Source organism: Duganella aceris (genome assembly GCF_011090165.1).
Lineage (GTDB): Bacteria > Pseudomonadota > Gammaproteobacteria > Burkholderiales > Burkholderiaceae_D > Rugamonas > Rugamonas aceris.
This window is the reverse complement of sequence record NZ_JAADJT010000006.1, coordinates 344,257-357,599: the sequence shown is the minus strand read 5'-3', so window position 1 is coordinate 357,599 and position 13,343 is coordinate 344,257. Positions and strand designations below refer to the sequence as shown.

The following is a 13,343-nucleotide window of genomic DNA, read 5'->3' as shown; positions in this document are numbered from 1 at the left end:
TACTCCGGTGTCAAGAATCTATTGATTATGACATAACAGTCATTCCGGCCGGAACCAATAAAAAAGGCCAGCGCCGGACTCGCATCGCGAGCCGGCGCTGGCCTTGGGGCCGTGGGTCGGCGCGGTTTACTTCGCCGCGCCGCTCAGCAGCATTTCATTCAGGCGCTTGACGAAGGTGGCCGGATCGCTCAGCGAACCGCCTTCGGCCAGCAGCGCCTGATCGAACAGGATGTGCGCCCAGTCGCTGAACTGCGCGCCGGCGTCCTGGTACTTCAGGCGCGTCACCAGCGGGTGGTTCGGATTGATTTCCAGGATAGGCTTCGATTCCGGCGCGCTCTGGCCGGCGGCCTTCAGCATGCGCAGCAGGTTGCCCGACAGCTCATGCTCGTCCGCCACCAGACAGGCCGGCGAATCGGTCAGGCGGAACGTCACGCGCACGTCCTTGGCCTTGTCGGTCAGGGCGTCCTTCATCTTGCCGACCAGTTCCTTGTAGGAGGTCTCGGTCTCTTCGTGTTCCTTCTTCTCGGCTTCGTCTTCCAGCGCGCCCAGATCCAGGCCGCCCTTGGCGACGGAGACCAGCTCCTTGCCTTCGAACTCGGCCAGGAACGACAGCATCCACTCGTCGACGCGGTCGGTCAGCAGCAGCACTTCGACGCCCTTCTTGCGGAAGATCTCCAGGTGCGGGCTGTTCTTCGCGGCGACGTAGTTATCGGCCGTGACGTAATAGATCTTGTCCTGGCCTTCCTTCAGGCGCGCCACGTACTGTTCCAGCGACGTGGTCTGCTCGTCGTTCTCGTTGGCGGTCGAGGCGAAGCGCAGCAGCTTGGCCAGACGGTCCTTGTTGGCCGCGTCCTCGCCGATGCCCTCTTTCAGCACCTGGCCGAATTCGGTCCAGAAGGTCTGGTACTTGTCCTTCTTTTCCTGCTCGTCGGCGTTGGCCAGTTCCTCCAGCATGCCGATCACCCGCTTGGTCGAGCCTTCGCGGATCACCTTCACATCGCGCGACTCCTGCAGGATCTCGCGCGACACGTTCAGCGGCAGGTCGGCCGAATCGATCACGCCCTTGACCATGCGCAGGTAGGCCGGCATCAGCTGCTCGGCGTCGTCCATGATGAAGACGCGCTTGACGTACAGCTTGATGCCGCCGCGCTTGTTGCGGTCCCACAGGTCGAACGGCGCCTTGGCCGGGATGTACAGCAGCTGCGTGTATTCGCTGCGGCCCTCGACGCGGTTGTGGGTATGCGTCAGCGGCGCCTGGAAGTCGTGCGAGACGTGCTTGTAGAATTCCTCGTACTGCTCCGGCGTGATGTCGGATTTGCTGCGCGCCCACAGTGCGCTGGCCTGGTTGACCGTCTCCAGCTCGTCCTTGACGACGGTTTCCTTCTTCTCCTCGTCCCATTCCTCTTTCGCCATCACGATCGGCAGCGAGATGTGGTCGGAGTATTTGCGGATGATGGACTTGATCTTCCACGACGACAGCAGTTCGTCCTCGCCTTCGCGCAGGTGCAGGATGATGTCGGTGCCCCGGCCGGTCTTCTCGATCTGCTCGACCGAGTAGTCGCCCTGGCCTTCGGATTCCCAGCGCACGCCTTCGGACGCATCGGCGCCGGCGCGGCGGGTCTCGACGGTGATCTTGTCGGCGACGATGAAGCCGGAGTAGAAGCCCACGCCGAACTGGCCGATCAGCGCCGCATCCTGCTGCTGGTCGCCGGACAACTTACCGAAGAATTCCTTGGTGCCCGACTTGGCGATGGTGCCCAGGTGCGAGATCGCTTCGTCGCGGCTCATGCCGATGCCGTTGTCGGAGATGGTGATGGTGCGCGCGGCCTTGTCGAACGAGACCTTGATCTTCAGTTCATGGTCGTTGCCGTACAGGGCGTCGTTGTTGATCGCTTCGAAGCGCAGCTTGTCGGACGCGTCGGAGGCGTTGGAAATCAGCTCGCGCAGGAAAATCTCTTTGTTCGAGTACAGCGAGTGGATCATCAGCTGCAACAGCTGTTTCACTTCGGCCTGGAAGCCAAGGGTCTGCTTTTCGGTGTTTGCCATTTTAAGAGCCTCTAATAATAGTCTTGTGGTTAATGCAAAGGTCTGACGAAAGTGGGGATTATAAGAGCGATTTCAAGACTTGCCCAATTCCCGTTCGAAGAAGCGCCATACCGCCGGCTCCTGCATCGCCGCCACGTTGAGCCGCATCCGGGTCGACGGCAGCTGCTTGGGCGAGAACAGGCTGCCCGGCGCCAGCAGCAGGTCGTGCGCCATCGCCTTCTCGGTCAGCACGTTGGTGTCGCAGCCGGCGTCGGCCCAGACGAACATGCCTGCCGGCGCGGCCTGGTCCACCTTCAGCCCCACCCGCTCCATCTGGCGGATAGTCTTGGCGCGGATGCCGTCCAGCCGCCCGCGCATGCGGTCGGCGTGCTTGCGGAACGAGCCTTCGGACAGCACCTTGTACACCACCCGCTCGCCGATGTCGCTGCTGGTCAGCATGGTCAGCATCTTGCGGTCGGCCAGCCGCTCGGCGCGTTCCAGCGAGGTGGCGATGAAGCCGACCCGCAGGTTGGCTGCCATGGTCTTGGAGAAGCCGCTCAGGTAGATCACCCGTTGCAGCTGGTCCAGCGCCGCCAGCCGGGTCGCCGGCTGCACCGCGCTGCCGGGGTGCAGGTCGCAATAGATGTCGTCTTCAACGATGATGAAGTCGTGCTCCTCCGACAGCCGCAGCACCTGAAACGCCTTGGCGGCCGACAGCGAGGTCGAACTCGGGTTGTGCAGCACCGAGTTGATGATATACAGCTTGGGCTTGTGCAGCGCCGCCAGTTCCGCCAGTTGGGCGATGTCCGGGCCGTCGGCCAGGCGCGGGATGCCGACCACCTTGGCGCCCAGCGCGGCGAAGGAGCCGAACATCAGGAACCAGGCCGGATCGTCGACGAAGATGGTGTCGCCGGGGCGGGTGAACTCGCGCGCCACCAGGTCCAGCGCCTGGGTCACGCCGGCGGTGGTGACGATCTGCTCCGGTGCGGCGGCGATCTCCAGTTCGCCGAGCTTGTGCTGCAATTGCTGGCGCAGCGGCAGGAAGCCTTGCGGCACGCCGTAATTCAGCAGCAGCGCGGGATTCTGCCGGCTGACGGCGCGCAGCGCGTTGGCGATGGCGGCGCCGTCCAGCCACTCGGACGGCAGCACCCCGGAGCCGGGCATCTGCTGGTACGGCATCTGGCGGAACATGTTCCGCACCAGCCAGACCACGTCGATCGGCTTGGCGTCGAAGGCCGACAGCGCGCGCCGGCCGGCCGTCGTCGCGCCAGCCCTCCCGCCCGTGCCGCCCGCTCCGCTGCCGCTGTCCGCGCCACCGCCCAAGCCGCCGTGCGCCCAGCCGCCGGTCGCCGACGCTGCGGCGTCGTGGGCGTGCAGCGCCATCGACGGCCGCTCGCGCACGAAGAAGCCGGCGCCACGGCGCGAGTCCAGATAGCCGGTCGCCACCAGCTTGTCGTAGCTGGCGACCACGGTGAAGGCCGAGACGCCGTGCGCCGCCGCGAAGGCGCGGATCGACGGCATGCGCGCGCCGCCGCGCAGCAACCGGTCATCGATGCGCGCCACCACCGAGCGCACGATCTGGTCGATCAAGGTCTCGCCCGATTCGCGCGACAGCAAGCCCACCAAGCCCCCGACCTGCGCCCGGCCGACAGTCGCCGGCGGCGGGCTGACCGGTGCGCGCACACCATCCCGCGCGCGCGCTGGCGCCTCGGCCGACGCCCGCCCCGCCGCGTCAGACGGCGTGCCGGCCGCAGCCCGAACCTTGGCCTGTGCCCGCCCTGCCCGCTCGGGTGTCGCTCCGACGGGCACAGGGGATTTCGGCCGCGCCGGCACCGACGTCACCGCCGGGCCGGGCGCCGGCGCCGCCATCGCGCGCGCCTGGGCTTCGAGCGCGTCCGCCACCGCCTCGGCGGCGGCCGTGGCCGCAGCCCCCAACAACGAAGTGCGCTTGCGTGTATTGGTCATATTACCGTCACAGTATAAGAAATTATATTGTCAAGTGTACTGGCACTGTACTGGTTTTGTCACGTACGATAGCTGCATGACCCAACCGACATCGCCCATCGTTTCAGCCATCCCGACCGCACGCCGCCTCAGCGACGAAACCGCCGGCATGCTGCTTGGCCTGGTGGGCGTCGCCATCTTCAGCCTGACGCTGCCCTTCACCCGCCTCGCCGTCGGCGGCGCCGCCGGCCTGTCCCCGGTGTTCGTCGCCCTCGGCCGCGCGCTGGTGGCCGCCGTGCTGGCCGGCGGCTGGCTGTACTGGAAACGCGCCCCGCTGCCACCCCGCTCCGCCCTGCCCGCGCTGGGGCTGGTCGCCGCCGGCTGCGTCATCGGCTTCCCCTGGCTGACCTCGATCGCCATGCAAACCCTGCCCGCCGCCCACGGCGCCGTCCTGGTCGGCATCCTGCCGCTGGCCACCGCCGTCTTCGCCGCCCTGCTCGGCGGCGAGAAACCCTCGACCGGCTTCTGGATCATGGCCATCATAGGCTCGCTGCTGGTGGCCGGCTTTGCGCTGCGCCAGAGCGGCGGCAGCCTGCACCTCGCCGACCTCGCGGTGTTCCTGGCCGTGGTGCTGGCCGCCATGGGCTACGCCGCCGGCGGCCGGCTGTCGCAAACGCTGGGCGGCCAGCAAACCATCTGCTGGGCGCTGGTGCTGTCCGCGCCGCTGCTGCTGCCGGTGGTCGGCTGGCTGTGCTGGGAGCAGGCCGCGCAAATAAGCCACGCCAATGCCGCCGCCTGGACCGGCTTCGCCTACGTCTGCGTATTCTCCATGTTCATCGGATTCTTCTTCTGGTATCGCGGCATGGCCTTGGGCGGCGTGGCGCGGGTCGGCCAGGTGCAACTGGTGCAACCGTTCCTGACGCTGCTCGGCGCGACCGTGATATTGGGTGAAGCGCTGGAATGGCAAACCGTATTATTTGCAATCGCCGTCATCGCCGTGGTGGGTACCGGACGCAAAATGCAGGTGAAACGGCGCTAACACCATACAGTATCTTGATTTTGCCTCAATTGTGGGCAACCCCTGCGGCACGACGTACAATATCGGTCTTGACTTTGCCTCACCCACTTATTTTTTGGATAACCACATGTCTGTTTACGAAAAACTGAAAGCGCTTGATATCACCCTGGCGGCACCGGCCGTCCCTGCCGCCGCCTACGTCATGTACGCCCAAACCGGCAATCTGGTGTTCCTGTCCGGGCACATCGCCAAGCGCGCCGACGGCAGCGTGTGGGTGGGCCAGCTGGGCAAAAACATCGACACCGCCGAAGGCAAGGCCGCCGCGCGCGCCATCGCCATCGACCTGATCGGCACGCTGCAAGCGGCCGTCGGCGGCGACCTGACCCGGGTCAAGCGCATCGTCAAGGTCATGAGCCTGGTGAACTCCACGCCCGACTTCACCGAACAGCATCTGGTCACCAACGGCGCCTCCGAGCTGCTGGGCGAAGTCTTCGGCGACGCCGGCAAGCACGCCCGCTCCGCCTTCGGCGTGGCCCAGATCCCGCTCGGCGCCTGCGTCGAAATCGAACTGATCGCCGAAGTCGCGTAAGCCGTCTATTTATTGAATGAGACCAGTATGAAAATCGAAAACCCGAATCCGATCCAGTGGCGCTTCTCCGAGCGCGCCGACCAGTTGCAATCGTCCTTCATCCGCGAGATCCTGAAGATCACGCAACAGCCCGAGATCATCTCCTTCGCCGGCGGCCTGCCGTCGCCGCTGACCTTCCCGGTCGATGAAATGAAGGTCGCCTTCGACAAGGTGCTGAGCGAGAACGGCAAGGTCGCGCTGCAATACGGCCCGACCGACGGCTACCTGCCGCTGCGTCAATGGATCGCCGACTCGCTGTCGACCAGCGGCGCCCGCATCACGCCGGAACAGGTGCTGATGACCTCCGGTTCGCAGCAAGCGCTGGACCTGCTGGGCAAAGTGCTGATCGACGAAGGCAGCCGCGTACTGGTCGAGACCCCGTCCTACCTGGGGGCGCTGCAAGCGTTCTCGGTGTACCGTCCCGAATTCAAATCGGTCGACACCGACGAACACGGCCTGGTGCCGTCGTCGCTGGACGCCGTCGCCGAAGGCGCGCGCCTGCTGTACGCGCTGCCGAACTTCCAGAACCCGACCGGCCGCACGCTGTCGACCGAGCGCCGCGTCGAGCTGGTCGAGACCTGCGCCCGTCTCGGCCTGCCGCTGATCGAGGACGATCCGTACGGCGCCTTGAGCTACAAGGGCGCGCCGCTGCCGAAGATGGTGGCGATGAACCCGGACGGCGTGATCTACATGGGCTCCTTCTCCAAGGTGCTGACGCCGGGCATCCGCCTCGGCTACGTGGTCGCCCCGCTGCCGCTGGTGCGCCGCCTGGAACTGGCCAAGCAGGCCGCCGACCTGCACACTTCGCAGCTGACGCAGATGGTGGTGCATGAAGTGATCAAGGACGGTTTCCTCGACCGCCACATCCCGAAAATCCGCACGCTGTACGGCGACCAGTGCCAGGTCATGCTGGACGCGATGGCGCAGCACTTCCCGGCCGGTGTCGAATGGACCAAGCCGGAAGGCGGCATGTTCATCTGGGTCGAACTGCCTAAGCACATCGACGCCATGAAACTGCTGGAAGAAGCGCTGGTGCAGAAGGTCGCCTTCGTCCCGGGCTCGCCGTTCTACGCCAACGAGGCGCAGACCAATACACTGCGCCTGTCGTTCGTCACCGTGCCGCCGGAACGCATCCGCGCCGGCATCGAGATCCTGGGCAAGCTGATCGCCGCCAAGATCTGACCACGTCGTACCTCCGTGGGCGGCGTCCGTCGCCCACGATCCTCCTGCCACAAATACAACACCGCCGCCGCGACTTTATCACCAATAGTCACGGAAAACGGCAAAACAAATAACATAGCATCAACATTACTTACACCAGCTGGCGCCAGCGCCGCTGCGGCCGATGCAACCGAGACAACACTCCAAAATCCGCTTATTTTTTTTCACCAAGACCCATTGCAAAGCGGTATGATTTGAACGGATAGTCACCTTCAGACAGGCCAAGCCCTTGTTGATCCGCGCACAAATCATCGTAGCCCGTCCCCAACGTTGCCGACCCGCGCAACCGACCTTACACGCCTATACAGCCCACCAGGTCAAAGGCGAAACGCAATGAATCCTGGAAGTTTGAGTTTTGCGACGCGGCGCGATGCCGCGATCCTGATCGTTGACGACGCCCCGGAAAACCTCGGCGCGCTGCGCAAGCTGATGGTCGAACAGGGTTACCAGACCTTCGTCGCCACGTCCGGCGAGCGGGCGCTGAAGATCGCGCGCCGGGTCCACCCCGACCTGATCCTGCTCGACGTCATGATGCCCGGCATGGACGGTTTCGAAACCTGCCGCCAGCTCAAGAGCCACAGCGCCACCCAGCGCATCCCGGTGATCTTCATGAGCGCCCGCACCGACACCGAAGACGTGGTGGCCGGCTTCGACATCGGCGCGGTCGACTACATCGGCAAGCCGTTGCGCATGGCCGAGGTGTGCGCGCGGGTGCGCACGCAGCTGCAGATCCGCAGCCGCAGCGAAACCCAGGAGGAACAGGCCGAGCGCCTGCGCACCATCGTCAACAACATGGCCGAAGGTCTGCTGATCATCGAGGCCGACGGCCGCATCCAGTTCACCAATCCGGCTTGCGACAAATACCTCGGCTACCAGGAAAACGAACTCGCGGGACGCGCCATCGAGGATCTGCTCAATCCCCTGGTGGCGCAGGAATATCTCGACTACTTCGAACGCTACGCCGCCGCGCCGGAGACCGCGCACAACCACGGCACGCGCGAGGTGATCATCCGCCACCGCAACGGCAGCTCGGTGTGCATGGACCTGACCTTGACGCCGATGTATCTGCGCCAGCCGCTGTTCATCGGCCTGCTGCACGACATCACGCACCACAAGCAATCGGAGGACGCGCTGCAACGCGCCGCGATGGTCGACCCGCTGACCAAGATCGCCAACCGGCGCCACTTCGACAGCTTCCTGGAAAAGGAATGGCAGCGCGCGATGCGCAGCAACCAGCCGCTGTCGCTGGTGGTGCTGGACGTCGACCACTTCAAGCTGTACAACGACACGCTGGGCCATCCGGCCGGCGACGCCTGTCTGCAGCAGGTGGCGCAGGCGATCGCCTCGCACGCGCTGCGGCCGACCGACCTGGCGGCGCGCTACGGCGGCGAGGAATTCGTGCTGCTGTTCGCCGAAACCGACGGCGACTCGGCCTACCTGCTGGCCGAATCGATCCGCGCCCACATCGAAGCGTTGCAGATCCCGCATCCGCGCTCGACGACGTCGGCCTGGCTGACGGTGAGCATCGGTGTCGCCACGATCCACCCGCATCAGCTGGACAACACCGAATCGCTGTTCGTCGCCGCCGACCGCGCGATGTACGTCGCCAAGGAGGGCGGCCGCAACCAGGTACAAGCCACCAAGACCGGCAGCGCCTCGCTGGACGCGGTCAAAGCCCTGGTGATGCGCTAAACAACCTTGGGGGCTACAGCTGTTCGGGATAGCCGGTGATGTCGGCGATGTCCTGGTACAGCGGCTGCAAGCGCCGGTACATGTTCAAGTACACGCGCCGATACAGTTGCTCGTAGATGCGCTGGTTGGCGGCGATCGGCTGGAACACCCGGCCCGGCCGCGTCATCGCCCGCGTCGCGGTGTCGAAGTCGCGGTACAGGCCGAGGCCCGCCGCCACCGCGATCGCCGCGCCCAAGCCCGACGTCTCGTACAGATGCGCCCTCGCCGCCGGCAGCCCGAAGATGTCGGCGGTCAGCTGCATCGCGGCGTCGCTCTGCGAGCCGCCGCCGGCCACCCGCAACTCAGTCACCGCCACGCCGCTGCGCTTTTCGATCCGCTCCTTGCCTTCGCGTAGCGCATACGCCAGCCCTTCGAGAATGGCCCGGTACATGTGCGCGCGGGTGTGCACGTCGCCGAAGCCGATCATCGCACCCTTCGCCTCCGGTCCCGGCGTCTTGATTCCCGGACTCCAGTACGGTTGCAGCATCAGCCCCATGGAACCCGGCGGCACCGTGTTCACCAACTGGTCGAACATGGCTTCCGGCGCCATGCCTTGCCGCGCACCGGCCATTTGCTCCAGATGCCCGAACTGCTCCTTGAACCAGTTGACCATCCAGTAGCCACGGAAGATCTGCACCTCGGTGCTGTAGGCGCCAGGAACGGCCGCCGGGTACGGCGGTATCAACGGCGTCACTTCGATGTACTTCTTGCTGGTGGTGTTGATGGTGGCGGTGGTACCGTAGCTCAGGCAGGCGATGTGCGGCGCCAGCGCGCCGGCGCCGATCACTTCACAGGCCTTGTCGGCGGCGGCGGCCACCAGCGGCGTGCCTTCCGGGATGCCGGTCGCCGCGGCGGCGGCGGCCGTGATGGCGCCGATCACGGTGCCCGGCGCCACCAGCTCGGGCAACATCTCCGGCCGCACCGCCAACGCCTGCCATTTCCAGTCGCGCGCGCCGGCCCACCTGTGGCGCTTGTAATCGAACGGCAGGTAGGCCACCTGCGAGCCGGTCGAATCGACGTGGCGGCCGCACAGGCGGTAATTCAGGAAGCCGGACAGCAACAGCACCTTGTCGGTCCGGGCCCAGATCTCCGGCTGGTGTTCGGCGATCCAGTTGACCTCCGCTTCGCGCCGGAAGTATTCGATGGTGCCGGACACGCGCGCCAGTCTGAACGCGGTGCGCCACAACAGGCCCAGAGGTTTGCGCTTGCCGACGCGGCGCTGGTCCAGCCAGGTGATCGCGGGCCGCAGCGGCTTGCCGTCGCGGTCCAGGTTAACCACCGTGCCGCGCTGGGTCGTCACCGCCACGCCTTGGACCGCGCTGCGCGGGATCGTCGTGGAGGCCCACAGCTGCTGGCAGGCTTTTGCCACCGCGTTCCAGTAGCCGTCGGCGTCATGTTCGGCCCAGCCGGGATGCGTGGAGAAGTAGGCTTCCAGGTGGATTTGCGCTTTCGCCGCGAGGTTGCCGTCCAGGTCGAACAACAGCGCGCGCACGCTTTGTGTGCCGTTGTCGATGGAGAGGATGTATTGGTCCGCCATGGGGTCTCGTATAGTTATTGTGTCGGCAAACTGTAGTGGGTGTGCCATAGCGCCAGGTAGGCGGTTTGCTCAGCCTCCCAGCGTTGGTCGGTCCAGCCGAGTTCCGGCTGGCAGATGGCGCGGATGCGCGGCAGGATGTCGATGCCGCCGCCGCGCAGCTGGATGCCGAGACGGCTGCGGCGCAGCAGCAGGTCTTCCAGCTTGCAGACCGACTCGCGGCGCGCGGCCCAGCGCAGTTGCGCCCAGATGGTCTGGGTGCCGGTGATTGTCTCCAGCTCGCCCGGGTTGGCCGCGTCGACCAGCTGTTGCGCCAGCGTGCCGTAACGGCCTTGCAGGCGTACGGCCTGCCCGGCCGGCAGCGTGCGGCTGTAATGCAGCGGCCGCGTTGCGCCGGTGCCGAAGAGCGGTTGCGGCGCCAGTCGGTCCTTCAGCTCCGGCAGCAGCGTTGACGCCAGCTTCAGCGCGTCCAGTGCGATCACGCGGAAGGTGGTCAGCTTGCCGCCGGTGACGGTCAGCAGGCCGCCTTCCAGCCAGAACGCATGGTCGCGGCCTTCCTTCGATGGATCGGCCTTGCCGCTGTCGATGACGGGCCGTACGCCGGCGTAGGTGGCGATGACGTCTTGCTCCTGTAGATCCAGTTGCGGGAACTGGTCGCGCAAGGCGGCCATCAGGTAATCGAATTCGCCGCGGGTGATGGCCGCTTCGCGCGCGAGGTCTTCTTTGTGGTCGACGTCCGTGGTGCCGACCAGGGTCACGCCCTCCCACGGGAAGGCGAACACCGGGCGGCCGTCGGCCGGATGCATCAAGCTGATGGCCTGCGCCAGCGGCAGACGCCAGGCCGGCAGCACCAGATGGCTGCCGCGCAAAGGCCGGAGCCGTGGCGCGCCGCCCTCCCGCGCGCGCAAACGGTCGGCCCAGGCGCCGGTCGCGTTGACGACCAGCCGCGCCCGCACCTCATGCCGCTCCCCGGTCAATCCATCCCGCAGCAGCACACCGCAAACACTCTTCGTCCCGCCGCCCTCGCGCAGCAGCGACTCGACCGCCATGTAGTTGACAGCGACACCATCATGCGCGCGCGCCTCTTGCAGCACGCGCAACACCAACCGCGCGTCATCCGTCTTGGCGTCCATATAGACCATCCCACCCTGAAGCCCCTCGACCGCCAGATTCGGCGCCAGCGCCGCGAACTCCGCCTGTCCGAAATAATGCCGCGACCTCTGCCCCGCCATCCGGTCATAGATCGCCAGCCCGACCAAAAACGCCCGTTTGCCCGGCTTGCGCCCCACATAATCACCGAACGCAAAACTCTGCGGCTCCACCAAGCCAGCCGCCTGCCGCAGCAAATGCTCGCGCTCATGCACCGACTCGCGGGTCAACGCAAATTGTCCCTGCTTCAGATACCGCAAGCCCCCATGCACCAACTTCGACGACCTGCTCGACGTCCCCCAGGCGAAATCACGCTGCTCCACCAGCAGCACCGACAACCCACGCCGCGCCGCCTCCAGCAAGATGCCCGCACCGCTGATGCCGCCACCGATCACCACCAGATCCCACCGACGCGCGAACAGATCCGGCAACGCCGCCCGCCCGTTCATGGCAGCAGCTTCCCTGGATTCATCATCTGCGTCGGATCGAAATGCGCGAACAAGGCCCGCATCGCCGAAATCCCCAGCTCACCCTTCTCCGCCGCCAGATACGGCGCATGATCGCTGCCCACGCCGTGCTGATGACTGATGGTCCCACCGCTCTCCACGATCGCCAGGCTGGCCGCCCGCTTCAACGCCCGCCAGCGCGCCAGGTCCGACGCATAATCGCCGGCCAACCGGTACACAAAGGTCGTATAAACACTCGCCCCCTGCGCATACAGATGCGACAGATGCGTATAGGTATGCACCCGCTCCCCATGCAACGCCAGCGCGCCGACGGCCGCCGCCTCCACCGCGTGCATCATCGCCTCGACGCGCGGCCAGTCGACCGCCGTCTCCACCGTATCGATGGCATAGCCGTGCTCCCAGGCCGCATTGCGCAGATAGACATTGCGGAACCGGTTCTGCTTCCACTTCTCCCCCATGTAGCGACCGACATGCACGCCACCATGCGGCAAGGTCAACGCCAGCGCCTCCCGCAACGCCGCCCTGGCCAGCGACTTGTGGCCGCTCACCCCAACCATCAGCATGCACTTGCCGTCCTTGCAGCCGCGCAGCGACAGATAGCCCTCCAGCAGCGAGATCATTTTCTTGTGGCCGGCCAGCGCCAGCATGGTGGTGGTCTCCAGCGCGTTCGACAACCGCAGCATCGACAGCGACAAACCCGCCTGCACCACCAAGCGCACCGCCGTCTCGGCCTCCGTCCAGTCGGGAAAGAACACCGCATGGAACGCCTCATACTGCGGCAGCGGCGTCACGCGCACCGTCGCCTCGGTCAGGATGCCGAGCCGTCCCTCGGAGCCCAGCACCATTTCGCGCAGATCGGTCCCCGCCGCCGACGCCGGAAAGGTCGGAATATCCAGCGTTCCGGCCGGCGTCTCCACCGAACCGCCACGGAACAGCTGCTCGATGCGCCCGTAGCGCAAGGACTGCTGCCCCGACGACCGCGTCGCGATCCAGCCGCCCAGCGTCGAATACTCGAAAGACTGCGGAAAGTGCCCCAGCGTATAGCCCCGCGCGCGCAACTGCGCCTCCAGGTCAGGCCCGAACACGCCGGCGCCGAAGGTCGCCAGCTGCGACTCGGTATCCAGAAAATGCAGCTGCCGAAAGCGCGTCATATTCACCGCCAGCACCGGCTGCACACCGTGCGGCGCCGTCAGGTGTCCCGCCACGCTGGTGCCGCCGCCCTGCGCGATCACCGACGCACCGCACGCCCGCGCGTAGTCGAACAGCTCGCGCACATCCTGCGCGCTCTCCGGATACGCCACGCCATCCGGCGCCGTCTCGATCACGCCATAGCGCAAGCGCAGCCAATCCGGCAGACTCTGACCCAGCGCATTGCGCAACCGGACCTCGGGCGACGTATCGATCAAGCCCCTGTCGATCAAGCGATGCGCCGGCAGCCGCGACGCCCCGATCCGCGCGCACGCCTGTCCGAACGCAGCGTCCACCACCGGCGTGCCGGCGCCGATGCGCCGCGCCAGGAACGCCAGCGCATCTTCGTTCAGCGCAAATGCGACCGACTCGTCGCCCCAACCGTTCCAGCGTCTCATTGTTTTCCTGTCTTCGTGACGGGGCGCTTGCTATACTGGC

Annotated in this window: 9 protein-coding genes; 4 read left to right on the top strand and 5 right to left on the bottom strand. The window is 65.9% G+C overall.

Translation table 11 applies throughout. From position 1 onward, the window contains the following. Positions 1–126: 126 nt before the first annotated feature. Together htpG and GW587_RS15445 are read right to left on the bottom strand one after the other, a co-directional pair. The gene (gene htpG, locus GW587_RS15450) at positions 127–2,046 is read right to left on the bottom strand and encodes a molecular chaperone HtpG (protein ID WP_166104619.1); all 1,920 of its coding nucleotides are present in this window, start codon (positions 2,044–2,046) and stop codon (positions 127–129) included. A 72-nt stretch (positions 2,047–2,118) separates the two neighbouring features. Further along, the gene (locus GW587_RS15445; protein WP_308495384.1) at positions 2,119–3,990 is read right to left on the bottom strand and encodes an aminotransferase-like domain-containing protein; all 1,872 of its coding nucleotides are present in this window, start codon (positions 3,988–3,990) and stop codon (positions 2,119–2,121) included. A 76-nt stretch (positions 3,991–4,066) separates the two neighbouring features. Between GW587_RS15445 and GW587_RS15440 the strand changes: the two genes are divergently transcribed. The 4 genes from GW587_RS15440 to GW587_RS15425 all read left to right on the top strand — a co-directional run bounded on the left by GW587_RS15440 (position 4,067) and on the right by GW587_RS15425 (position 8,528). Beyond that, complete coding sequence (locus GW587_RS15440; protein WP_166104616.1) at positions 4,067–5,008, top strand: DMT family transporter; 942 nt, start codon at positions 4,067–4,069, stop codon at positions 5,006–5,008. Between the two features lie 106 nt (positions 5,009–5,114). Beyond that, entirely contained in the window at positions 5,115–5,576 is a 462-nt protein-coding gene (locus GW587_RS15435) for a RidA family protein (RefSeq protein ID WP_166104613.1), read from the top strand. 27 nt (positions 5,577–5,603) lie between these two features. Further along, positions 5,604–6,797 carry an aminotransferase-like domain-containing protein gene (locus tag GW587_RS15430; RefSeq protein WP_166104611.1) on the top strand — a complete coding sequence of 398 codons (1,194 nt, stop codon included), beginning with the start codon at positions 5,604–5,606 and terminating at the stop codon, positions 6,795–6,797. 372 nt (positions 6,798–7,169) lie between these two features. After that, on the top strand, positions 7,170–8,528 hold the full coding sequence (locus GW587_RS15425; RefSeq protein WP_166104608.1) for a diguanylate cyclase domain-containing protein: 1,359 nt from the start codon (positions 7,170–7,172) through the stop codon (positions 8,526–8,528). Between the two features lie 13 nt (positions 8,529–8,541). Here the strand turns inward: GW587_RS15425 and GW587_RS15420 are convergent, their stop codons facing one another. Genes GW587_RS15420 through GW587_RS15410 form a run of 3 tightly spaced genes read right to left on the bottom strand, consistent with a single transcriptional unit; the run spans position 8,542 to position 13,303 of the window. Then, positions 8,542–10,104, bottom strand: a complete 1,563-nt coding sequence (locus GW587_RS15420; RefSeq protein ID WP_166104606.1) for an FGGY-family carbohydrate kinase — start codon at positions 10,102–10,104, stop codon at positions 8,542–8,544. Between the two features lie 14 nt (positions 10,105–10,118). Further along, positions 10,119–11,699 carry a glycerol-3-phosphate dehydrogenase/oxidase gene (locus GW587_RS15415; RefSeq protein WP_166104604.1) on the bottom strand — a complete coding sequence of 527 codons (1,581 nt, stop codon included), beginning with the start codon at positions 11,697–11,699 and terminating at the stop codon, positions 10,119–10,121. Continuing rightward, complete coding sequence (locus GW587_RS15410) at positions 11,696–13,303, bottom strand: FAD-binding oxidoreductase (protein ID WP_166104602.1); 1,608 nt, start codon at positions 13,301–13,303, stop codon at positions 11,696–11,698. Before GW587_RS15410 ends, GW587_RS15415 begins: the two co-directional genes overlap by 4 nt. Between the last annotated feature and the right edge of the window lie 40 nt (positions 13,304–13,343).

What these genes read in the sequence shown, in the direction of transcription:
- GW587_RS15440 (WP_166104616.1), top strand. Translation starts at nt 4,067, where the DNA reads ATGACCCAACCGACATCGCCCATCGTTTCAGCCATCCCGACCGCACGC.
- GW587_RS15430 (WP_166104611.1), top strand. Translation starts at nt 5,604, where the DNA reads ATGAAAATCGAAAACCCGAATCCGATCCAGTGGCGCTTCTCCGAGCGC.
- htpG (WP_166104619.1), bottom strand. Translation starts at nt 2,046, where the DNA reads ATGGCAAACACCGAAAAGCAGACCCTTGGCTTCCAGGCCGAAGTGAAA.
- GW587_RS15415 (WP_166104604.1), bottom strand. Translation starts at nt 11,699, where the DNA reads ATGAACGGGCGGGCGGCGTTGCCGGATCTGTTCGCGCGTCGGTGGGAT.
- GW587_RS15435 (WP_166104613.1), top strand. Translation starts at nt 5,115, where the DNA reads ATGTCTGTTTACGAAAAACTGAAAGCGCTTGATATCACCCTGGCGGCA.
- GW587_RS15420 (WP_166104606.1), bottom strand. Translation starts at nt 10,104, where the DNA reads ATGGCGGACCAATACATCCTCTCCATCGACAACGGCACACAAAGCGTG.
- GW587_RS15445 (WP_308495384.1), bottom strand. Translation starts at nt 3,990, where the DNA reads ATGACCAATACACGCAAGCGCACTTCGTTGTTGGGGGCTGCGGCCACG.
- GW587_RS15425 (WP_166104608.1), top strand. Translation starts at nt 7,170, where the DNA reads ATGAATCCTGGAAGTTTGAGTTTTGCGACGCGGCGCGATGCCGCGATC.
- GW587_RS15410 (WP_166104602.1), bottom strand. Translation starts at nt 13,303, where the DNA reads ATGAGACGCTGGAACGGTTGGGGCGACGAGTCGGTCGCATTTGCGCTG.